Below are 21,488 nucleotides of genomic sequence, written 5' to 3'. Positions count from 1 at the left end.
GCGAGGACCCGCTTCGTCTGTCAGCCGGAAACAGCAAAAAGCGCGGGCGACGGGGTAGATTGACAAGCGTGACCGAATAGCAGGCAGCGGCATCGATCCGAAGGAGCAGAAATGGCTGAAGAGCACAAGGCCGACCCTTGGAAGGGCGGCGATGACGGTCAGTCCTGGCAGCCAAGCCACATCGAGCGCGGGGCCGCCGAACATGAGCAGGAGACGGGATCTTCCGCGGACCAGACCGACTCTGCTCAAGTCCCCACGCCAAAAGAAGGGGACCAGCAGACTCAGGCCTGGGATCAGAGGCCCACGACCCCTATTGCCATGCCTGGTGGCGATGCACGGACTGCGACTACGGAAAACGGGTCGAATGGCGATAGCGGCACCGGGACTCCAGCCCCTGCTTCCAGTGGCTCGACCACAGGGCAGGATGCGCCGACGCAGCAGCAGCCCTACTATCGGCCTGCGCCCGAGTATGGTGCTTATGCTCCCGCTGGCTCGCGTCCGCCTGCCAACAATCAGGGTCAGCAGCAGCCCAACCGGCAGCCCAATCAGGGATACGGCTCCGGTCCTCAGCAGGACTTCTTCGGACAATACGGACAGCCAGGCCGGTTCGGTCAGAATGGCCAGCCCGACCAGCCTCGCCCGAATGCCGGTCAGAACCCCCAGGGTGGCCGGCCCTCCGGCCAGGGTCCCTATGCACCCTTCGGATCCGCCGGCCCCAACGGTCGGCCTGGTCCTGTCAACAACGCCGGCAGCAACATGAGCGGCACGGGCAAGTACGTCTTCACCGCCGTGGTGGCCGCCCTGGTGGCCGCAGCTCTTATGCTGGGTCTGGGTTGGGCGGCCCTGTCCAACGGATGGATCACCCTGCCCTCGTCCTCCTCGCTGAGCGGGGTCTCCTCCAACTCCTCGGGCCAGGGCACGGCCAAGGTCGAGGGCGGGCAGGCTCCTGACTGGCAGGGCATCAGCAAGCAGGTCTCCGAGTCCGTGGTCTCCATCCAGGTGCAGACCAAGAGCGGGGTGGGTGCCGGATCAGGCGCGGTCTTCGACACCCAGGGCCATGTGGTCACCAACAACCACGTGGTCGATGGCGCCCAGGAGATCCACGTCACCCTCTCCAACGGGCAGATGTACACGGCCAAGGTGGTCGGTACCGACACCACTGCCGATCTGGCCATCCTCAGCCTGGACCAGGCGCCCTCCGACTTGAAGCCTGTGAAGTTCGCCGACTCCGAAAAGCTGGCCGTAGGCGAGAACGTCATGGCCATCGGCAACCCCCTGGGCTACGAGAACACGGCCACCACCGGCATCGTCTCGGCTCTGAATCGCCCGGTCTCGGTCATGGACGAGAGTAACAACAACCCCATCGTGACCAATGCGGTCCAGCTGGATGCGGCCATCAACCCCGGCAACTCGGGCGGCCCCACCTTCAACGCGGCCGGCGAGGTCATCGGAATCAACTCCTCCATCGCCTCCATGGCTTCCTCCAAGTCTGAGGCAGGGTCAATCGGCATCGGATTCGCCATCCCGTCCAATCTGGTCAAGCGGATTGCCGATGAGATCATCAAGGACGGTAAGGCCAAGCACGTCTCCCTGGGTGTCACCATCCAGAGCAGCACGGCCCAGGCCGACGGCGTCACCCGCGGTGGTGCCAAGGTCACCAATGTGGTCTCGGGCTCCCCGGCTGACAAGGCCGGCATCAAGGTCGGAGACACCATCGTGGCCTTCAATGGCCATGCAGTCAACAACAACTACTCCCTGCTGGGCTTCGTCCGAGCTGCCGCCTTCGGCGACTCGGTCAAGATCACTGTGGTGCGCGACGGCAAGACCGCCGAGGTGAACGCCACCTTGGATAGCGAGGAGCAGACCGTGCAGGGCAAGCCCAGGACCAACAGGAGGAACTCGGACGGCAGTGGCCAGGACGGCGACTCCGACCAGGGCGGTTCGGGCGACGACGATGACCCCATGGATCCCTTCCGCTTCTTCTTCGGGCAGTGATCCGGGACTGAACCCAGGGGCCGCATCCGTCACTTTGACGGGTGCGGCCCCCTTGTCATACTCGCCGTCCATCGCTGGCCCCGGCGCGGTATAGGCTTGATATGTCAAGAGCAGAAGAGAGCCGTGATCCGGCTACGGCTGTCAGATAGACAAGTCTGGATCGGGGAAGTGGTCATGTCAAAAATCCTGGGTTTCGCCAAGAAGGTCCCCATGCTTTGGGTGGTTCTGGTCTGCGGACTGGTCATGGGCCTGCTCTGGCACCCCTATCGCCAGGCCGCCCAATGGCTGGTCGCCGTCCTGGTGGCCGTCTCGCTGGTCGATACCCTCAAGGGGATGATCGATGACGTGCGCCAGGGCCACGTGGGCGTGGACATCCTGGCCGTGGTCGCCATCCTTTCCACCCTCGCCGTCCAGCAGTACTGGGCCAGTTGGGCCGTGGTCCTCATGCTCTACTCGGGCGATGCCATCGAGCAGTACGCAGGGAACAAGGCGCAGAACAACCTGACCGTATTGGTCCAGGCCGCCCCCCAGGTGGCCCACGTGGTCCAGGCGGACCTGCCGGTGGGGGAGCATGCCCTTCCCAAGGAGAGCGACTGGAGCACGGTGGATGTCGATAAGGTCCGTCTGAACGACCTCCTGGTGGTCAAGCCCGGCGAGACCGTGCCTGTTGATGGCGAGCTGATCAGCCCTACCGCCACCTTGGATATGTCCACCATCAACGGGGAGCCAATGCCCCGCAGGCTCTACCAGGACGCCCAGGTCATGTCCGGAGCGGTCAATGGTTCGGGTACCTTCCTGATGCGGGCCCGCCAGCTGGCCCGGGACTCCCAGTACCAGCGAATCCTCAACCTGGTGCGCTCCGCCCAGAACTCCCGGGCTGCAGTCGTCAGAACAGCCGACCTGATGGCGGTCCCCTTCACCGTGGTGGCCTTCATCATCGCCTGTGTGGCCTGGATCATCTCCGGTGTGCCGACCCGGTTCGCCCAGGTTCTGGTCCTGGCAACCCCCTGCCCTTTGCTGATCGCCGCCCCCGTGGCCTACATGGCCGGGACCGGGAGGCTGGCCAAGGCGGGGCTGCTGATCAAGACCCAGGACGTGATCGAGAATCTGGGCCGGGTCTCGCACATCTTCTTCGATAAAACCGGCACGTTGACCGTAAAACGTCCCCAAGTAGCCAAGATCGACCTGCCTGAGGGTAGGGAGCAGAAGGTCGATACAGACCGGATTCTGGCCATGGCGGGCGCTGTGGAGTCCTATTCGGTCCACATCCTGGCCAACGGAATAGCCGAGGCAGGGGCCGCTGCCCAGGAGCGGTTGCGGGCACGGAGCAAGGGCCAGACCCATCTGCACGCGCGGGAGGTTCGGGAGGACTCCGGCAACGGGGTCCAGGGCCAGGTCGACGGCCACCAGGTCAAGGTGGGCAGGGCCCAGTTCGTGGCTGACGGGCATTCGAGCGATCTGTTCGGCCCCCTGGCGCCTGACGAGATGGCCTCCTACGTCTCGATTGATGGGGTCTTGGCCGCCAGGGTCGTCATGAAGGACGTGCCCAGGTCGGATGCCGCCCAGACCATTACCCAGCTGCGGGAGTTGGGCATCACCCGTCTATCCATGGTCACCGGCGACAAGGAGGACTCGGCCCGGATCATCGCCGACCAGGTGGGCATCACCGACGTGCATGCCGGCCTCTTCCCCGAGGACAAGACCAATCTGATCGCCAAGGCTTCCAGGGAGGAGCCCAATCGGCAGCCATTCTGGGACATCTGGCTGTCCAAATTCCTTGGTGAGTCAGTGACCAAATCCATCACCCTGATGGTGGGGGACGGGGTCAACGATGCTCCGGTCCTGGCTGCCGCCGACGTGGGCATGGCCATCACCGACGGAACCACCACGGCCGCCTCCGAGTCCGCCCAGGCCGTGATCATGAATGACGACATCGCCTGTCTGCCCAGGTCGATCGCCATCGCCCGCAGGACCAAGAGGGTCATGCTCCAGGCGGTCATGCTGGGGCTGACCCTGGCCACAGTGGGCATGCTCTGCGCCGCCTTCGACCTGATTCCGGTGGTTGTCGGCGCCTTTACGCAGGAGGCCATCGATGTGGTTTCCATTCTCTGGGCCCTGACTGCACTGATGGACCGGGACTGAGGCCATTCACGACGCTTGGTGAAAGTCCCGGGGATGGAGCCCGACTAGCTCTGTTTCCGACCGTCGCTTTGCGTTAGGCTGACAAGCATGAGCGATATTAATGTCAATGATTCCACCATGCCCGCACCGGCCCGCGGCGAGGAAGCTGGCTCACCTCTGCGCGTGGCCGTCATAGGCGCGGGGCCTGCAGGGGTCTACGCCTCTGACATCCTGCTGCGGCAGCTTCGGGAAAAGGGGACAGACCTGGGTCTGGGCGACCGGGCCCGGATCGATTTGTTCGAGAAGCTGCCCGTCCCCTTCGGTCTGGTCCGTTACGGCGTGGCCCCGGATCATCCCAGCATCAAGTACATCGCAGGCGCCTTGGAGAAGACGCTGGACAACCCCGAGATCCATCTCTACGCGGATGTGGAGTTCGGCAAGGATGTCAACCTGGATGACCTGCTTGAGCGCTACGATGTGGTGCTCTTCGCCACCGGCGCTGTGGACGATCGTCCTCTGGAGATCGCCGGGCATGAGCTTGATGGCGTTCACGGGGCCGCCCACTTCGTCGAATGGTATGACGGCTATCCCGACGCTGACCAGGACTGGCCCCTGGATGCCAGGCAGGTGGCCGTCATCGGAGGCGGGAACGTGGCCATGGATGTCTCCAGAATCCTGATGCGGCGGGCCGACGACCTGCTGGGCACCGACATCCCTGACAATGTCTACCAGGGGATTCAGGGCAACCAGGCCCGTGAACTGCACATGTTCATCCGTCGCGGACCAGCCCAGGCCAAGTTCTCGGTCCAGGAGCTGCGCGAGCTGGAGAAGCTGCCCGGGGTGCAAATCGTCATCGACGAGGAGGACTTCGACCTGGATCAGGAGACCATCGACCGGGCCGGTGCCGACAAGCTGACCCGGCAGATGCTGGAGGAGCTCTTCACCATCAGGGAGATGGCCGAGGATATGGCTGAGGACGGCGGCGTCGACTTCGAAGGCAACCCCGCCGACCGTCGTTTCTATATGCACTTCTACCGGATGCCTGCCGCAATCATCGGCCAGGACGGCAGGGTGACCGGCATTCGGGTGGAGAAGACCAAGGTCACGCCCGAGGGCGCCATGGAGGAGACCAGCCGGTACGAGGAGTACCCGGTTCAGGCCGTCTACCACGCCATCGGCTACAAGCCTGCCGAGGTTCCCGGCATTCCCTACGATTTCGCCGGCTACACCCTCTCCAACATCCACGGTCGCGTGACCACTGCTCCCGAGGGGCAGGACGGCCGACCCATCGATCGTCTCTACGCCACGGGTTGGGCCAAGCGAGGGCCTGTGGGTCTGATCGGATCCACCAAATCCGATGCCCTGGAGACCATCGGCAACATGCTGGATGACCTGGCCGCCAGCCCGACTCGTGGCCGCTTCGCCAAGGACCGCGACGACGATTCGATCGATCGCTTCCTGGCGGAGAAGGGCATCCAGCCCATCGACTTCGCCGGCTGGAAGCGGGTGGATGCCTACGAGCGTGCCGAGGGCGCCAAGGCCGGCCGCGAGCATATCAAGGTCATCGACCCCGACCAGCTCCGTAAGCTTGCACACGGCGAGTAGGTGATCGGCCTTAGGTCGGCAGTGGCAGGGCCTGGATGAGGTTTCATGAAAAATCCTCATCCAGGCCCTGTTTTCTTGATCTGCACTAGCATTACCGGGTGCTCACAGTAGGCGGATAGATCCGGCCCAGCTATCATTGTCGTTAGAGCCCTTCACGGAATCGAAGGAGCGTGGCATGGCTAATCTGACTCTCTATCCGGCCACCCTGCAGTGGGCCGTTGAGGAGAGTGATGCCGATCCGGTGGCCCTGTCTCGGCGCCGGGGGCTTGGCCAGTTGCCGGATTGGCTGGAATCCAAGGAACCCGTGTCCGTATCCTTCAACAAGGTTGAGCAGCTCAGCAGGGCCCTGCATGTTCCTTTCGGTGCCTTGGTCAGGTCGGTCGTGCCCCAGCGTCGCCTTGAGCCTCTGGTCCGGTACCGTACCGTAGGCAATACGTCTGTGCAGCCCAGCAAAAACCTGCAGGACACCATCGACCAGATGCGATTCAGGCAGGAGTGGGCCAGGGCTGAATTGCTTGAGTCCGGCCTGGATGCCAACCCACTGGTCGGTTCGGTGCGCGATGCCGAGCAGGGCGATGCCCTGGCTGATGCGCTCCGCTCCACCCTTGGGTTGGATGGGCGCTCTGCTTGGGAGGGCGGCGATTCCAGCGACCGTTTCCGTCAGCTCAAGGAACGGTCATCCAATGCGGGCATCATGATCATGCTCAATTCCCAGGTGGGTTCCGTGAGTTCTCGAAAACTGGATCTTCAGGAATTCCGTGGATTCGTGCTGATCGACGATATGGCTCCGCTGGTGTTCATCAACAGAAACGATTCCTTTGACGGCATGATCTTCACCTTGATTCACGAGGTGGGGCACGTACTGCTGGGCACTCATGAGCTCTTCGACGGCATTGGCGGCCAAGGGGATCGCAAGGCCACGGAGCGCGCGATAAACCGCGCAGTGGTAAAGGCCGTGATTGACGATGAGCGCTTCCGGCGGCTCTGGCAGGAGAAGTTGGACGCGGGCAAGGTGCCGGCGGACGCTGCGGAGTCTATAGCTGACGACTTCCATCTGAGTGCCTTGGCCATGGGGATACAAGCCCATCAGTTCGGCTTGACTGGCGAGGATACGCTCGAGGAGCTGCGGGCACGAATGGAGCGGCAGCTTCAGGGCAAAGCCGCTCATCATCAGGAGCGGGAAACCCATGGTAATGGCAACAGGACCAATGCCTCCAGGGTTGACACCGGCTTCGTCCGCCTGGTCAATGCCGCCATGGACGGGGGCAGACTGGCTCCGACTGAGGGCTTCGACCTGGTGGGGGTGCGCTCCCCGCAGTCTTATCAGGGATTGATTCGTGAAAAGAAGCTGATATGACCGCTACCCTCTACCTGCCTGATTCCAACATCTTCATCGCCTCCTACCGGCTCAACCATCCTTTCGACTACAAGGAGTTCCATCCCTTCTGGCGATGGATGGAAAAGCTGGCTGAGGACAAGGCGATTGCCATGGTGGATGTTGTCTACGACGAGCTGGTCAACGAGCAAGCCGCTGATCCCGATATGCTGGATCTTTGGGTGCGTGCAGTGTTCAAAGGCCGCCAAATAAGTCATAAGGACGACAGATATGCGCAGGTCTATGCGCAAATCCAGGATTATCTGGTCACCTGCGGGCAGTATACGGAAGAGTCGCGCCAATACTGGGAGTCAGAGAGCAAGGCGGATCCCTGGCTGATCGCCGTGGCCAAGGTCGAGGGAGCAGTCATCGTGACGGACGAGGAGCGGGTTCCGCTGCAACAGGGGCAGCACATGAAGAAAGAGCCCAAGATCCCTAACATCGCAGACCATTTTGGGGTAAAGACCATGAGCCTGCGTCGATTCTTCGATGAAAACGGGAGGTTGAAGAAAGCCCGGTATGTTCCCAGGCCTCGTGACAAGAAGAGCGGAGATCCAATCGTATTGTTCTGAAATGGAGAGGGGACATCGCCAGTCTCATCTTTTCAGCGCCCGTTCAGCAAAAATTCAGCGGTATTGTCTACCATGGAACCCATGAATGGCAAGCTGAAGGTTCACGGACATTTCAACGGCCTGAAAACGACGCTTTTGTTCGCCCTCATGTGGGCCGTTATCATGCTCATCTGGTGGCTGACCGGCGGTCGCCAGGGCACGCTGGGCATCTATATCCTCATAGGCCTGGCCACCACTTTCGGGTCCTACTGGTTCTCCGACAAGGTGGCGATCGCCTCCATGCATGCCCGGCCGGTCAGCGAGCAGGAAGCTCCCGACCTCTACCGGATCGTCCGGGAACTGTCGGGGAGGGCCGGCAAGCCCATGCCCCGCATCTACATCGCCCCCACAGATTCGCCCAACGCTTTTGCCACAGGCCGCAACGAGCGCCATGCCGCCGTCTGCTGCACCCAGGGGATTCTGCGCATCCTCAACGAGCGGGAAATTCGCGGGGTGCTGGGCCACGAGCTCATGCACGTCTATAACCATGACATCCTGACCTCTGCTGTAGCTTCGGCCATGGCCACGGTCATCACCTACCTGGGATACTCCCTCATGTATTTCGGCGGCGACAGCCGGGACAGGGATAACGATTCCGGCGTCTTTGGCCTTCTGGGCGTGCTGATCAGCTCGATTCTGGCCCCCCTGGGCGCCTCCCTGATTCAGATGGCTATTTCGCGCACCCGTGAGTATGACGCCGACGAGGACGGCAGTCGACTGACCGGGGACCCGGCGGCTCTGGCATCGGCGCTGAACAAAATATCCTACGGGTCTCAGGCCGTGCCCATGCCGCAGACCGCCGGCACTCAGAGCGCCGCTGCCATGATGATCGAGAACCCTTTCTCGGTCAAAGGGTTCAGCAGGCTCTTCTCCACCCATCCGCCCACCGATGAGCGCATAGCCCGCCTGATGCAGATGAGCCAGGAGATGGGGCAGACCCAGGTGAATTCCGGGCATGGAGCCCAGGTGGGGTACTGAGAGGCCGAGTAGCTTTACGCCCCCTGTCGATAGGAGATGATGCCTGGGATGACGGAGACCATCAATCTGGCCATCGTCGACGATCAGGAACTGGTCAGAGCAGGACTGGTCTCGATACTGGCTGATGAAGACGATATCAAGATTGTCGCGGATGCAGCCAGTGCCCGGCAGCTTCTGGCGCATCCTCATCTGAGAGATGTCGATGTGGCCCTAGTTGACTGCCGGATGCCTGACATTGACGGGATTCGCCTCATCGACATCTTGCTTAAGAGAGGACTGAAAGCCCGATGCATCGCACTGACGGCATTCGACGAGGATGAGAACCTTGTGGGAAGCATCAAGGCTGGAGCATATGGGCACCTGCTCAAAGACGCCGATGCAGAGGAGATCATCGGCACCGTGCATAGGGTCTATAGGGGTGAACGCGTCCTCGGGACTGCAGAGTCGGGTAGGCTGATGGACCTCATCAGCAGGGAAGGCGAACCGTCGCAGCCTGTCAAAGCAGCGGGAGGAGTCGACGTAGCCGACGACTTCGATCGGACTGACCGTCAGATCATCGACATGATTGTGGCTGGCTCAACCAACAGGGAGATTGCCGATCATCTCTGCCTGTCCCTGGGCACGGTCAGAAACCGCGTCAGTAGCATTTTCGACAAAACCGGCGTGCGCAATCGCACCGAGTTGGCCATGACCTCAAGGCGGTCATGAGCCCGTCAGAAACTGAGTCGTCTCAGGAGCGGAAACCAGGGTCCCTCCCATACGTGGGCCTGGTGGAGGTCGCTTCGTTCTGCTGCTCCTTCCTGTGGTCAAAATATGGCAATCCTCTCAACTTCTTCCTCTTCCAGACGGTCATGGTGTCGGCCTGGCTGGGTTATAGGCTGATTCGGCGACGTATTCCTGCCCTCATTTGTGGGGGCCTTCTCATCGCGGTTTGTCTGGCAGCCACTCTCTTCGACAATCCGCCGCAGATGTTTCTCACCACCATCGTGACCTTGGATGTTCTCTTCGCCTTTCCGGAGATCTGGACCTGGGTCGCAGTGGGAGGGGAAATAGGGGTCTACATTCTGCATATGGCATGGAGGGGAGAATGGCGACGGGCCTCCTGGGGCGATACGGTCCTGAACCTGGCTCTGATCGTCTTCTTCGCGGTGGCTTTCCTCTTTTACGCACGGGCCAGTCGTATGCTCATTGAAAAGAACCGGCAGCTCGCCAGGCAGTCGCTCACAATAGAGAGCCTGGCCCTAGCTAAGGAGCGGGCAGAGATGGCCTCGCAGATGCATGATTCGATTGGTCAGTACCTATCGGCCATGCACATGGAGCTTGAGGCGGCGCAAAGGATCCTGCACAAGGGTTCATCCATCGACCGGGCCCTCACCCATGTGATCAAGGCCGAAGACATCGATAAGAAGGCACTGGCTCAGGTACGTCAGCAGGCCAGGGCTTTGAACCCGGCTGCCTTTGGCGGGGAGCTGACCAAGGAGTCGATTGTCGGTCTGGCAGACTCCTTTGAATCCACAGGTCTGCATGTGACCGCTACGGTGAATGGGAGCCTGGAGGGCCTGTCATCGCAGAATAAGGTCCTTATCTACCGGGCCTTGCAGGAGACTTTGACCAACGTGGTCCGTCACGCCCATGCCTCCTCCGCCTCGATTGTTATTGATCTGGCACCGAGAACCCTTCGCCTGTGTGTGACGGACGACGGGGTGGGTCCTCGCAAAGGGTCTGGTCGGTTTGTGCCGGGCTTCGGCCTGTCCTCCCTTGAGCAGAGGGTAAAGGACTTGGGCGGCTCCTTGCAGGTAGGACCGGCAGAGACAGCGGAGTCTTCCCGAGGTACCCGGGTAATACTCTCCCTTCCATTGACCGCGGATTCTTGCAGGTAACTTCTGCAGTGCAGCGGACGCAGTGACATTTGTCCTCCTGATGGTGACATCTGTCGGTAGCATCTCCACTATCCGTCGATATAGCTTGGCCATATGCAATGGGCAGCAATAGGCGGTGAAAGGAAAGGACCCGGAACGGAAGGGGCTGAGGGGCGGAGTATTAGGATCGGGTACATCCGCCTGGTGAATTCCTTGTGGAGGGGAAACCGCGGCCTGCAAATCCTGAACATCCTGGCTGGAGCCTGTCCCATGGCCTTGATTCTCCTGGTTCTTGAGGCTATGGTCCGGGGAGGAGAGGGTGCCGATTCGACCACTCCGGTAGTCATGGTAGCCATCTTTCTGACGTCTTCAGCTTCCATTTCCAAGACCATCAGCGACCATGCCTTCACTGCTCAATGGGACAGACTCATGCGCATCCGTCTGCTGGGCGCCTCCCCCTGTCGGCTCCTGGGCTCGATACTGGCCGTCCAAGGTCTCATGGCTGCCTTCTCAGGCCTCATTGGCGTGGCTCTGGGCGAGCTGATGAAGCCTCTGGCAAGGCCTGCCATGGCACGGCTGGACATGCTTTTGCCGGAGCATGGCATCCTGCCAAACCTCTCCTCCATTCTTATGACGGTCCTGCTTTCCGTCCTGTGCCAATGTTTGGGCGCCATATTGGCTGCAGTGAGGGTCATCCGAGCTCGGCCCGATTTGCAGTCCATGCCCCGCTCTTCCGGGAGACGGCACCGCGCCCTGTCTACTGCGGTCATGCTCCTGGTGGTCCTTGCGACTTGCTTGATGATCTACCTAAAGGGGACTGGAGCGGCCGCCGGTGGTATGGGCATCTTTTTGATTCCTCTCTTGGCATGGGCCTTGATAAGAGTGGGCAGACCCCTATTGAACCGAGCAGCGGGGGTCATCATGGCGGGTTACCCAAAAGGTCCTGTGGTTACCTTGGCTTTGCGCAATCAGGAGACCACTAGGGCGGCCTCGCTCTTCACGATGGTGGTCGTCGCCACTGCAGTCGCCTGCGGACTTTTCGGCTTCTTGGGATACAGCGATGCCAATGCGCGCGCCTCTCTGACCACGGCTCTGGCAGGAGGGTCTGTGATCAGCCCGGTCGGCAGTGACCGAGGGGCCCTGGATCATTGGGCCGCCTATGTTCGGTCGCGCGATGCTGATCCTCTTATTCTGGCTCCTGCCACCGTAGTGCCTATGGCAAAGGACGGTGCGGAATGCGACCGGCAAATACGCCGGGCCGCCTCCTACTATCGTGGTGCCTCACGCCTTCAAATAGATGGCGATCTGAGTCGGATTTTTCCGTCCGCAGCCCTGCATCCTGCGCGGGATAGTACAGGATTGGACGGGCTCGATGGGGTGGTGGCTTCCAGTCCGGAGGTGGGTGCGGGTCTGTCCCTCGGCGCGCCGGTCTGTATTGATGATGGGAACGGACCAGCTCGACGGAGTCGGATTGCGGCTATAGCTGACCTGCCGGGTGGAATGGGTCAGTACTTCATCCCCTCGCATCTATCTACTTCTACCTCCCGAAATGCATGGAAGACCGGATATGAACGTTGGGGCGGGCGCACTCCCCTGGCTCTGGTTTCGTCACAGGTGGGTGGCCGGGAGGTGCCGACAGGGGTCGCTGACCAGACGGCTGAAGCATGGGTGGCGAATCTGCCGACTGGCAAGATCTATGCACAGACCGGAGGGGAGGGGATGAGGGAAATGGCCGTCATCGTCTACCCGGTCTTGGTCATATGTGCCGTGGGCGTCCTGTCGTTGATCTTCACCATGGTTGAGGAGAGGCGTAGGACCAGGGCCGTGGCTGTCCTCCTTGATTTGGGAGTCTGGCGGTACGGATGCAGTGGGACGTTAAGCTACCTGAGCGAAGTCTTGCCGGCCTTCCTGCTGGCCTGTGCCGGTTCGCTCCTGGTCGTCAACCTATGCTCTCACCCGCAGTCAGTCGAACTCTATGGAGGCATCTCCTTTTACTGTCCCGCTGGGCAGCTGGGCCTGCTCCTGGCGGTGCTCCTGGCGATGGGGCTGGTGGCCCTGGTCGCCCACATGGTTTCCTATGTTCGTCTGGCCTGTCAGGGATGAGCAAAGCAGCCTGTGGTGGACTGGAAATAAGTGAGAGCGCCATGAAATGAGACGGAGTCTTACATTCGGCGGTTGTGAGCGGATGTTTTGAAAATTGCGTGTAAGAAGGCTGGGCGTGAGAAGGAGGGATGTATGGAAACAGGACATGATGGATGGGATGCAAGAAAATCTCAGGTAACTGCCCAGGGTGTGGGCCCGGATGGTGGCGGTACGGTCTTGCGGGCCAGGTCCGTTTGCTACGACTACTCGGAAAATGGACGACGCAGGCATCGTCTGCTGGGAAAGTCGTATGACAGGAATGGGCCGGCACCTCAAATCGGGCCAGTCAATATAGAACTGCAAGATGGCTGTATTACGGCCCTGATTGGACCCTCGGGATGCGGGAAGTCCACTGTGCTCAAGCTGCTTGCCGGCATCCTGACCCCCTTGCGAGGTCAGATCTGGTATGAGCATCGGGATATTGCTCGGCAGCCGGATTTTCGCCGGGCAAGGCTTCGCAGGACCGAATTCGCCTTCATTTTTCAGGATTACATGCTGGTCGATTCTTTGACGGTCGCCGAGAATATCATCCTGCCGCGGTCCTTGAATGGTTCAGCCACCGATGATGGTGCTGTACGTCGGGCTCTGGCCTGTGTGGACCTGCCGACCGGTGTAATGAGGCGAAAGGTGGGCGAGCTGTCAGGAGGTCAACAGCAGCGGGTGGCCATCGCTCGGGCCATGATCATGGATGCGCAGGTTCTCTTCGCGGATGAGCCCACCGGCAATCTGGATCCCAGAGCCCGTGAGGACACCCTTGATGCCATCCAAGCAGCCATGAGTGCGGGACTCAAGGCCAGCCTTCTGGTTACTCATGATGCCAGGGTGGCTTCCAGGGCCGACAGAATTCTGTATATGCAGGATGGGAGGATTTGCGGTTCCTATCCCCATATGGATCAAGATGATATAGAGCGGCTCCTTCTGTCCGGGTCGGAGTAGGAGGAGCCGCTGAGGTCGATTCAAAGCTGAATTCTGTGCCCGTTACAGACCACGGTTTTGACGGACCAGTCAGCCGGGTTCAGTAGGAGGAGGTCGGCCGCATAGCCGGGTGCCAGCAGACCCAGCGGGGCACCGGTGATCGGGTTGGGGCGGTCCAGTCCCAGGGCCCGGGCAGGTGTCAGCGTGGCGGCTTCCACGGCCTGGGGGGCTGGCAGGCCGATGGCCTGGATAGCTCTGCCGACTGCCACATCCAGGGTCAGGGTTGAGCCGGCGATGGCCCCGTTGGAGGTCAGACGGGCGTGGCCGCCCTTCACTGTTACATCCAGGGAACCCAGCTTGTAGGCGCCGTCCTCGCAGCCGGTGGCCTCCATGGCGTCGGTGACCAGGGCTATCCGATGGGGGAAGAGCCTGAAGGCCAGGTCGACGCAGGGGTCCTGCACATGGAAACCGTCGTTGATCAGCTCGGCCGTAACCCGGCGGTCCTCCACGGCGGCTGGAATGGGACCCGGCTGACGGTGGTGGATGCCGTTCATGGCGTTGAAAACATGAGTGAGTATACGGGCGCCGGCATCGAATGCGCGGCGGGTCTGGTCATAGTCGGCATCGCAATGGCCAACCGCAGGCACCACACCGGACCCGGCCAGGCGGGAAATGGCCTCGTAGCCATGGTCGCGCTCAGGGGCCAGGGTCACCTGGCGTATGCAACCGTCGGCAGCCTCCAGGAGACTGTCGAGAACCGCGGGTTCAGGGTCGCGCAGGCACTTGGGGTCGTGCGCCCCCTTACGGGAGAGGGCGATGAAGGGCCCTTCCAAGTGGGCCCCCAGCACATCGGGTCTGGAGTCCATGACCCGCTTGACCGAGCGCAGATTGGTGCACATCGTGGCGACCGGATTGGTGATCAGGCTGAGCACCTGCCTGGTGGTTCCATGGACCATATGGCAGGCTCTGGCTGTGCGAATGGCCTCGTCGCCGTCATCGAAGGAGTGGACCCAGCCGCCGTGGGAGTGGATGTCGATGAACCCAGGGGTGAGGATGAAGCCGGTTGCGTCGATGAACTCCACACCGTCTGCATTCACGTCATGGCTATCTGATCCAGGCTGGAGGGAGGGCGGTAGGCTGGGCAGACCAGCGGCCCTCAGGGCGGATTCCAGGCGCTCCCTGCCTTGCCCGACCTGTTCAATCCTGCCCTCCAGGGCCAAAATCCAGCTGTCTTCCCTGATTCCTCGGGCGTCTATCAATCTTGCTCCGGTCAGGACAAGGGGATGGGCCAGTCCATTCAGGGATGACTCGACCGCGAGCCCCGCCGACTCGTATGCTTCCTTGGACATGTTTGGTTTGCCTTCTAGATGGACTGCCAGTCAGGCTTGTTGGCATATGCCCACTTGTAGTAGTCGCGGTTGCGCAGGCGGGAGGCGGCGGCCTCGTCCACGATCACGGTGGCGTGGGGATGCATCTGGAGGGCCGAGGCTGGGCAGAAGGACGATATGCCGCCCTCTACGCTCTCGGCCACGGCTTCCGCCTTCCCGGCGCCGAAGGCCAGAAGGACCAGCTGGCGTGCCTTGAGGATGGTTCCGATTCCCTGGGTGATGCAGTGGGTGGGCACCTGGTCCATGTCATTGTCGAAGAAGCGGGCGTTGTCGATGCGTGTCTGCTCGGTCAGGGTCTTGATGCGGGTGCCCGAGGCCAGGGAGGATCCAGGCTCGTTGAAGCCGATGTGTCCGTCGGTGCCGATGCCCAGGATCTGCAGGTCGACCCCGCCGGCATCCTCGATTGCCTGGTCGTATACGCGGCCAGCGTCCTTGATGGTGTTCAGGTTCCCATTGGGCACCCTCACCTTGGCGGGGTCCAGGCCCAGAGGCTTGACCACGGTCCGGTCGATGGTTGACCGGTAGGACTGGGGGTGGGCCGGATCCAGGCCCGCATACTCGTCCAGGGCGAAGCCGCGCACCTGGGAGACGTCGATTCCCTCCTTGTGGACCAGGTCGGCAAGGGCCTGGTATGCCGCCAGAGGGCTGGACCCCGTGGCCAGACCCAGCACGCAGTCGGGCTTGCGCCGGATCAGGTCGGCCGTGCAGCGGGCATAGATTTGGCCGGCTTCCTCCTGGGACTTGACGATGATGATTTCGGTCATGATGAGATTTCCTTTCCAATAATGTCAGATGGGCGACTGTCGACGGCCATGCGTCCTGCCAGGGCGGCGCCGATGGCTGCGACGGGCAGGTCGGCTGGAGCCAGGCGCAACCGGTCGGGCAGCTTCAGCGAGGCGATGAAATGGCTGCAGGCCGCGCTCCTATTCAGATGCTCGGTGACCAGATCCAGCAGGGGCTGACCGGTTTTGCTCATGCCGCCGCCCAGGATGATGACTCCGGGATCGATGGTCAGCGCCACGATTTGTACAGCCAGGGCGATGCCATGGCCGATGATGTCCTGGACTTCCTGAGCGCGCTGGTTCCCCTGGCTTGCCTGGGCAATCAGGTCAGGCAGTGGGTGGGCGATTCCCGGCCAAAGGGCTTCCACTGCCGAGCCTGAGGCCACGGTTTCCAGACAGCCGTGCTGGCCGCACTTGCAGGGAAACTGGTGGGCGTCCACCGGGATGTGGCCGATTTCGCCGATTGCCCCGCTGGCTCCGTGCTCGATCCGGCCCCCGCGGATGATGCCCGCTGCCAGGCCGGTACCTAGGTTGATGAAGACCACAACATGGTCGTCATGGTCGGGCAGGGCCCTGGGACCGTCACGCCCGGGCACTGATGCGGAGCGGCGGGCCTGGACCCGGGCAGCCTCGGAGTGGGGTGTGGTTCCAGAGGCCATCAGGGAGTCGCCGGTCTGCGAGGCGGCTCCCAGGGCAGCGATGTTGACATCGTTTTCGACGCGGACGGGCAGGCCGGTCGTCTTGGTAACGGCTGGGCCCAGAGCCATGTGGCGGATGCCCAGGTTGACTGCGTCGTCCACTATTCCACGGTTGGAATCCACGCGCCCCGGGATGCCCAGGCCTACGGTGACAGGACCCCGATTTGGGCCCACCGGATCCAGAAGGTGGTGGATAAGTGTCACCGTGTCGTCATGAACCGCTTGGTTACCCTCGCGCGTGGGGATTCGATGGCAGGCCAGCAGACGCTTGTCGCCGTCCATGGCCACGCCCTCGATCTTGGTGCCGCCGATGTCAATTCCCAGGCTGATCGGGCCAGCCTGGACGCTATCTGTATCCGCCTCGGGATGCGGGGTCGATGCTGCCATGGATTTCAGCGGGCCTGATTCTGGTCTGTAGGTCCCTGTCCGCAGGCCTTCTTGATGGCCGTGGCGATGGAGATCGTTGGGTCGTTGTAGGGAATCAGGGTGGACTGGAAGGCATGGTAGAGGTCGGACTTGCCGGGCCAGACCGTGCCAATCACGTGGTTGTCGGCATCCAGCTGATGCCACCAGGACCCGCCCTGGTGGTCAATCAGGTAGTGGTCTACGTAGCTGCAGAAGGTGGCGTACCAATCGGCGTAGGTGGACTTGCCGGTGGCTGCGTAAAGAGTGGACGAGGTGTTCAGGGCCTCGGCCAGGGTCCAGTGCATGCGGTCGTGGACCACCGGGCGGCCCTGCCAGTCCGTGGTGTAGACCAGGCCCTCGGCTCCGTCAGCGGCCCAGCCATCCTCCACAGCCCTGGCGAACAGGTGCTCGGCTGCCTCGATGTAGTGGCGACGGTCGGCATCCTGATCGAACCTGCTTAGTGCGTACTGAGTGATCAGCCTGGCCCATTCAATCCCGTGGCCCGGCGTTGCCCCGTAAGGCTTGAACTGGTCGGCCTTGTTGTTCTGGTTGTAGTCCAGGTCGGCCTGCCAGTCGCTGTTGAAATGCTCGGGGATGCGCCACTGGTTGTTCTCAGCCCAGCTGATGACCTGGTCGATGATGCGTCCGGCGCGTTCGCGGTAGTCCTCATTGCCGGTGGCATCGGCCACTGCCAGGAAGGCCTCGGTGCTGTGCATGTTGGCGTTAAGCCCCCGGTAGGGGTCCAGCCGGGTGAACTCGCTGTTCCAGGTGTCGACGGCAAGGCCCTTGTCGTCATCCCAGAAGTAGCGGTTGAAGATCTCCAGCGCCTGGTCCAGCAAGGCCTGCCCATCGGGGTCGCCGGCCAGCATGGCCGAGGAGGCGGCCAGGACCACGAAGGCATGGGTGTAGCAGGACTTGCCGCTCTCGGGCTGGCCCTGCCAGGAGACCGAGGGGTACCAGCCGCCGTGTTCGTCGTCGTGCAGGTTGCCTTGAAGGGCCTGAACACCACGATGGACCAGCTCTGATGCTCCCGGGTAGCCCAGGAGGCTGCCGATGGCGTAGACGTGGGTCATCCTGCAGGTGATCCAGGTCTGGATTCCCCGGTCTGGGTCGATGCTGCCGTCGTCATTGAGCCAGCCGGCGCCGCCTTGCTCGGTGGGGAACCCTCGTCCGAAGTCCAGGAAGCCGTAGGTCTGCGAGGCCATGAAGATGCGGTTGGCTTCGTTGCCCAGCAGGTATCGGGGATTTATGGCGGACGATGAGACTCCCGAATGGTTCGGTGTCGTGGTCATGGCGATCGCTCCTTTGCTCAGCGAGGGGATGCAGCTGTTTCTGGTATCTGTTAACAGCCTAACACTTAATTGTTAGGAAACTGAACTTTTTATTGGCTGTCCCCGTGGTCTTGCTCACGATGCTAGTGCGCTGTCCTGAAAACCAGCAGCTTCAGTGCCGCAATCGCGAGGTATGGATCTGCCCGGGCAAGGAAGTTTACAATATAAGGTGCAAGCATGGATGGGCGTGATCACGGGGTTCAAGGCCCAATCCCCATGGCGGGTCCCCGTCCCCGCATTATCTATCGTCAGGTGAATCATGACCAGCAATACCGGCAACCTGTCCAAGGCGCTGCCCAAGTCTGTGCGGCACCATAACCGAGCCATTCTGCTCAGGCTGCTCTACCCCGATGCCAGTATGACCAGGGCTGATCTGGCCCGCGCCTCAGGGCTGACCAGGGTCGCCATATCGGACATCGTGGCCGAGCTGCTGGGCGAGCATCTGCTCATGGAAGTGGGTTATAGCAAATCCACTGGGCCTGGCAAGCGGGGACGGCTGTTGCGCATCAATCCCGACGGGCGCAGCATCCTGGCCCTGGACCTTTCCACCCCCTACGTTTTCAGGGGGGCAGTGCTCAACCTGACCGGACAGGTGGTGGCGCGTGAGGAGATCCCTCTGACCGCTGACGGCAAGGTCCCCCTGGACTTGGTGGGGGAGTTGACCGATTCATTGATGCAGCGGGCAACCCACCCCATCATGGGCATCGGCGTATCCAGTCCCGGCATCGTCAGTGCCGAAGGCGTGGTGGATGATGCCACCAACCTGGGCTGGGTTCAGACCGACCTGCGTGGCTACCTGCATGAGAAGACAGGCCTGGAGGTGACGGTCAACAACGATGCCAACAACGAGGTCCTGGCCGAGCAGCAGTTCGGCTCAGGACAGTCCGACCTGCTGCTGGTCCATCTGGGCAACGGAGTTGGGGCAGGGTTGCTGGTTTCCGGCGAGTTGGTGACCGGTTGCAATCGCGCGGCCGGCGAGATCGGTCATGTGGTGGTGGACCCCACCGGTCCTCAGTGTCGATGCGGCAAGCGCGGCTGCCTGGAATCGCTGATCAGCGTTCCCAAGCTGACTGCTGCGATGGACCGGGACCCCGACAATCTGGCCAGCATTCTGCAGCGGGCCGGCGAACTGCTGGGCCGTGTTCTGACCATGTCGGCCGGCCTCATGGACATTCCTCGCGTGGCTGTCCTGGGGGACTCCAGGGTGGTCAACCGCATCTTCCTGAGCGCCATGGAGAAGACCATGAACGATGCCCTGGCCACCGATTTCCGCCGCCCCCTTGTGGTGGACCGTTCGGCCCTGGGTGAGGATGCCGCCTTGCTTGGGGCATGCTCCACAGTGGTGGCTGACCTGATCGAGCCTGACGGCACCGTCTGAAAGTGGATTGAAGTCCTGTTTCGCAACCGTGCCCGGAGTTGGTGATTCGCGCACATCGCCGAGACCTGCTACCATGGTGACTCGCATGCGGTTGGCCGAGGTTCGACCCCGGTAGCCGGATTTGCGGGCGTAGTTCATTGGTAGAATGGAAGCTTCCCAAGCTTCAGAGGCGGGTCCGATTCCCGTCGCCCGCTCTCTTTTCTGGAAAATCGTCATCAGCATTGACATGTGGGTTTGGGAAGTTTTCAACTTTGACAAAGATAAGCTTTTGAGCGCATCTGGAGCTGATCGGCCTCCTGCCAGGGATGAAGCAGAGGCTCTCGCTCGAGCGTATGCTGCGTTCCTTGCGAATCCAGATCGTTAGACGTTTGATGAAGCTGATTGACCTATAGTCGGTGAGGAAGCGTCGGTATCGGCGTTTACTCACAGGGGAATATCGCTGACGTCTATCGAGAGGAACAGTACCCCAGTCAGACTATGCAGCAAGACGATCAACGTCACTAAAACAAGCAGGATTTTTGCGACGACGTTCCACCATTTCCGGGCTTTTCGCGACTTCCCTTTATACAAGGCAACTATATGGACAATGCCGCTTATCAGCCAGCAGACAAGCCCCACAATGGTGGTCGCAATTATCCTGTTCACCCAAGTGTCCGAAGCAAAATCAACGGCATACGGGAATGCCATAAAGAACTGAATAGGAATTTTGCTATACCAGCCCCAGCTCATTGGCAGCAACAGAGCCAGGCCTAGAAACCATAGGACAAGGTCGGCATGAGCGGGTACGTGGATCGTGCGGCGAAGGTCGGTCTTCTCCGTATCCTCGCCTGTTTTATCTGATTTCCGTCCCCTGCATGCCATAGCCGCAAGGCTACAGCATCTGTAGGTATGAAGAGCCGCTTGCAGACGCTTCCTCACATTCCCTGTTAATCCTGTTCCGCTTGACCACCAGTTTTCACTGAAGAGTTTCTCATCTGTGAAAGGTTTAACCGTGCGATCTGCAAGGTGGGCGACTATAGCAAAAGACGGTACGAATCATGGCGTGGCCTTGTTTGTGTTTCCACGTCTGATTGAGGCGTATGCGTGGGCTTTTGCTCGCCACATCCAATGTGAGGAAGTTATATCGCAGCTTGGCTTGTTGGCATGAGATTAAGGATGTGGTGCCTGTCAACTCAATCCGCGACTATGCCGACGTGACGCCTGCTGACCAGCTGATGGAGCGCTTCCTCGAAGCTATTACCAACACTTGGTGGCTTCTGGGCACGCTGCTTTCCGCATCGGCGAACCAATCGCGCCTATGGTTGCAAACAGGACTCTGCTCAAACCTCTAGAATCTCAAGGTTAATGGAGATGTGTCCACATTGCCTGAATATGCATCCAACCCAGATCCTGTATCCAAGTAGGTAACTCAACATCCGTAGTTTCATTCCACTTAAATCACCTCATAGTAATTTGCTCTGGTCATTTTTATTCTCTTGCCCATAATCGAATCTTCGATACCTGACCTAAAAGTTGCAAGCCCGGCAACAGTGCGGAAAGCCTCTCTTAGCGCCATCATTGATGAACAATATTCTTGGAAGTTCTGGTGTGTCGAAGCACGGTGCCTCAGGCCGGGCAGTGGAAGATGAGGGGGTACAGGGAAGTATGGAAAGGACGGCCATCATGGCTGATTATCACGTGCAATATGACGGGGATCGCGATCTTTGGACAGTCAAGCGGGCCGGGGCCTCACGCGTCTCCCGCACCTTCGCCACCAAGGCGGAGGCCACCAAGCAGGCCAGGGTATTTGCAGACCGGTCCGGCGGCGGCGAGGTCAACATCCATAACAAGGGCGGCAACAAAATCCGCGACAAGCGGACTATAGGCAAGAAGGATCCTCGAGACATCAAGGGCTGAGCTCCAACT

At 61.0% G+C, this 21,488-nt stretch carries 17 protein-coding genes and 1 tRNA gene; 13 read left to right on the top strand and 5 right to left on the bottom strand.

All coding sequences use genetic code 11. From position 1 onward, the window contains the following. Positions 1-111: 111 nt before the first annotated feature. The 10 genes from H3U90_RS03265 (at position 112) to H3U90_RS03220 (ending at position 13,622) form a co-directional block, all read left to right on the top strand. On the top strand, positions 112-1,995 hold the full coding sequence (locus H3U90_RS03265; RefSeq protein WP_198177027.1) for a S1C family serine protease: 1,884 nt from the start codon (positions 112-114) through the stop codon (positions 1,993-1,995). A gap of 174 nt (positions 1,996-2,169) precedes the next feature. Beyond that, complete coding sequence (locus H3U90_RS03260; RefSeq protein WP_198177026.1) at positions 2,170-4,137, top strand: heavy metal translocating P-type ATPase; 1,968 nt, start codon at positions 2,170-2,172, stop codon at positions 4,135-4,137. 117 nt (positions 4,138-4,254) lie between these two features. Beyond that, positions 4,255-5,721 (top strand): FAD-dependent oxidoreductase, encoded by a 1,467-nt coding sequence (locus H3U90_RS03255; RefSeq protein WP_198177599.1) that lies wholly within the window; start codon positions 4,255-4,257, stop codon positions 5,719-5,721. A gap of 175 nt (positions 5,722-5,896) precedes the next feature. Beyond that, complete coding sequence (locus H3U90_RS03250; protein ID WP_198177025.1) at positions 5,897-7,078, top strand: ImmA/IrrE family metallo-endopeptidase; 1,182 nt, start codon at positions 5,897-5,899, stop codon at positions 7,076-7,078. Beyond that, positions 7,075-7,668 (top strand): DUF4411 family protein, encoded by a 594-nt coding sequence (locus H3U90_RS03245; protein ID WP_198177024.1) that lies wholly within the window; start codon positions 7,075-7,077, stop codon positions 7,666-7,668. Before H3U90_RS03250 ends, H3U90_RS03245 begins: the two co-directional genes overlap by 4 nt. An 81-nt stretch (positions 7,669-7,749) precedes the next feature. Then, complete coding sequence (htpX, locus tag H3U90_RS03240) at positions 7,750-8,685, top strand: zinc metalloprotease HtpX (protein ID WP_198177023.1); 936 nt, start codon at positions 7,750-7,752, stop codon at positions 8,683-8,685. A 48-nt stretch (positions 8,686-8,733) separates the two neighbouring features. Continuing rightward, positions 8,734-9,393: a response regulator gene (locus H3U90_RS03235; protein WP_198177022.1), complete on the top strand. Its 660-nt coding sequence runs from the start codon at positions 8,734-8,736 to the stop codon at positions 9,391-9,393. Next, positions 9,390-10,565 (top strand): sensor histidine kinase, encoded by a 1,176-nt coding sequence (locus tag H3U90_RS03230; RefSeq protein WP_198177021.1) that lies wholly within the window; start codon positions 9,390-9,392, stop codon positions 10,563-10,565. The genes H3U90_RS03235 and H3U90_RS03230 overlap by 4 nt, the downstream gene beginning before the upstream one ends. A 249-nt stretch (positions 10,566-10,814) precedes the next feature. Then, positions 10,815-12,647 carry a hypothetical protein gene (locus tag H3U90_RS03225; RefSeq protein WP_198177020.1) on the top strand — a complete coding sequence of 611 codons (1,833 nt, stop codon included), beginning with the start codon at positions 10,815-10,817 and terminating at the stop codon, positions 12,645-12,647. 132 nt (positions 12,648-12,779) lie between these two features. Continuing rightward, on the top strand, positions 12,780-13,622 hold the full coding sequence (locus tag H3U90_RS03220) for an ABC transporter ATP-binding protein (protein ID WP_198177019.1): 843 nt from the start codon (positions 12,780-12,782) through the stop codon (positions 13,620-13,622). A 20-nt stretch (positions 13,623-13,642) separates the two neighbouring features. On the opposite strand, the gene nagA is transcribed toward H3U90_RS03220, so the two are convergent. From nagA to H3U90_RS03200, 4 genes are read right to left on the bottom strand one after another with little or no spacing between them, the layout of a single operon-like run. After that, positions 13,643-14,950, bottom strand: a complete 1,308-nt coding sequence (gene nagA, locus H3U90_RS03215) for an N-acetylglucosamine-6-phosphate deacetylase (protein ID WP_198177018.1) — start codon at positions 14,948-14,950, stop codon at positions 13,643-13,645. Positions 14,951-14,964: 14 nt separating this feature from the next. Continuing rightward, entirely contained in the window at positions 14,965-15,753 is a 789-nt protein-coding gene (gene nagB / locus H3U90_RS03210; RefSeq protein ID WP_198177017.1) for a glucosamine-6-phosphate deaminase, read from the bottom strand. Then, positions 15,750-16,856 carry an ROK family protein gene (locus tag H3U90_RS03205; protein ID WP_198177016.1) on the bottom strand — a complete coding sequence of 369 codons (1,107 nt, stop codon included), beginning with the start codon at positions 16,854-16,856 and terminating at the stop codon, positions 15,750-15,752. The genes nagB and H3U90_RS03205 overlap by 4 nt, the downstream gene beginning before the upstream one ends. A 5-nt stretch (positions 16,857-16,861) precedes the next feature. Further along, positions 16,862-18,166 carry an AGE family epimerase/isomerase gene (locus tag H3U90_RS03200; RefSeq protein WP_198177015.1) on the bottom strand — a complete coding sequence of 435 codons (1,305 nt, stop codon included), beginning with the start codon at positions 18,164-18,166 and terminating at the stop codon, positions 16,862-16,864. A 298-nt stretch (positions 18,167-18,464) separates the two neighbouring features. Here H3U90_RS03200 and H3U90_RS03195 point away from each other — a divergent pair, with 298 nt between their 5' ends. After that, entirely contained in the window at positions 18,465-19,583 is a 1,119-nt protein-coding gene (locus H3U90_RS03195) for an ROK family protein (protein ID WP_198177014.1), read from the top strand. A gap of 123 nt (positions 19,584-19,706) precedes the next feature. After that, positions 19,707-19,777 (top strand) — tRNA-Gly (locus H3U90_RS03190). A gap of 229 nt (positions 19,778-20,006) precedes the next feature. Here the strand turns inward: H3U90_RS03190 and H3U90_RS03185 are convergent. After that, complete coding sequence (locus tag H3U90_RS03185; protein ID WP_198177013.1) at positions 20,007-20,444, bottom strand: hypothetical protein; 438 nt, start codon at positions 20,442-20,444, stop codon at positions 20,007-20,009. Between the two features lie 801 nt (positions 20,445-21,245). Between H3U90_RS03185 and H3U90_RS03180 the strand changes: the two genes are divergently transcribed. Further along, entirely contained in the window at positions 21,246-21,479 is a 234-nt protein-coding gene (locus H3U90_RS03180) for a DUF2188 domain-containing protein (RefSeq protein WP_198177012.1), read from the top strand. Positions 21,480-21,488 lie beyond the last annotated feature (9 nt).

The sequence above is a fragment of the Bifidobacterium sp. W8103 genome (assembly GCF_016100775.1).
Classification (GTDB): Bacteria; Actinomycetota; Actinomycetes; order Actinomycetales; family Bifidobacteriaceae; genus Bombiscardovia; species Bombiscardovia choladohabitans.
This window is presented reverse-complemented; position numbering and strand designations above follow the sequence as displayed.

Excerpts from the sequence above, each read along its gene's own strand:
- H3U90_RS03265 (WP_198177027.1), top strand. The coding sequence starts at position 112 with ATGGCTGAAGAGCACAAGGCCGACCCTTGGAAGGGCGGCGATGACGGT.
- H3U90_RS03260 (WP_198177026.1), top strand. The coding sequence starts at position 2,170 with ATGTCAAAAATCCTGGGTTTCGCCAAGAAGGTCCCCATGCTTTGGGTG.
- H3U90_RS03255 (WP_198177599.1), top strand. The coding sequence starts at position 4,255 with ATGCCCGCACCGGCCCGCGGCGAGGAAGCTGGCTCACCTCTGCGCGTG.
- H3U90_RS03250 (WP_198177025.1), top strand. The coding sequence starts at position 5,897 with ATGGCTAATCTGACTCTCTATCCGGCCACCCTGCAGTGGGCCGTTGAG.
- H3U90_RS03245 (WP_198177024.1), top strand. The coding sequence starts at position 7,075 with ATGACCGCTACCCTCTACCTGCCTGATTCCAACATCTTCATCGCCTCC.
- htpX (WP_198177023.1), top strand. The coding sequence starts at position 7,750 with ATGAATGGCAAGCTGAAGGTTCACGGACATTTCAACGGCCTGAAAACG.
- H3U90_RS03235 (WP_198177022.1), top strand. The coding sequence starts at position 8,734 with ATGACGGAGACCATCAATCTGGCCATCGTCGACGATCAGGAACTGGTC.
- H3U90_RS03230 (WP_198177021.1), top strand. The coding sequence starts at position 9,390 with ATGAGCCCGTCAGAAACTGAGTCGTCTCAGGAGCGGAAACCAGGGTCC.
- H3U90_RS03225 (WP_198177020.1), top strand. The coding sequence starts at position 10,815 with ATGGCCTTGATTCTCCTGGTTCTTGAGGCTATGGTCCGGGGAGGAGAG.
- H3U90_RS03220 (WP_198177019.1), top strand. The coding sequence starts at position 12,780 with ATGGAAACAGGACATGATGGATGGGATGCAAGAAAATCTCAGGTAACT.
- nagA (WP_198177018.1), bottom strand. The coding sequence starts at position 14,950 with ATGTCCAAGGAAGCATACGAGTCGGCGGGGCTCGCGGTCGAGTCATCC.
- nagB (WP_198177017.1), bottom strand. The coding sequence starts at position 15,753 with ATGACCGAAATCATCATCGTCAAGTCCCAGGAGGAAGCCGGCCAAATC.
- H3U90_RS03205 (WP_198177016.1), bottom strand. The coding sequence starts at position 16,856 with ATGGCAGCATCGACCCCGCATCCCGAGGCGGATACAGATAGCGTCCAG.
- H3U90_RS03200 (WP_198177015.1), bottom strand. The coding sequence starts at position 18,166 with ATGACCACGACACCGAACCATTCGGGAGTCTCATCGTCCGCCATAAAT.
- H3U90_RS03195 (WP_198177014.1), top strand. The coding sequence starts at position 18,465 with ATGACCAGCAATACCGGCAACCTGTCCAAGGCGCTGCCCAAGTCTGTG.
- H3U90_RS03185 (WP_198177013.1), bottom strand. The coding sequence starts at position 20,444 with ATGGCATGCAGGGGACGGAAATCAGATAAAACAGGCGAGGATACGGAG.
- H3U90_RS03180 (WP_198177012.1), top strand. The coding sequence starts at position 21,246 with ATGGCTGATTATCACGTGCAATATGACGGGGATCGCGATCTTTGGACA.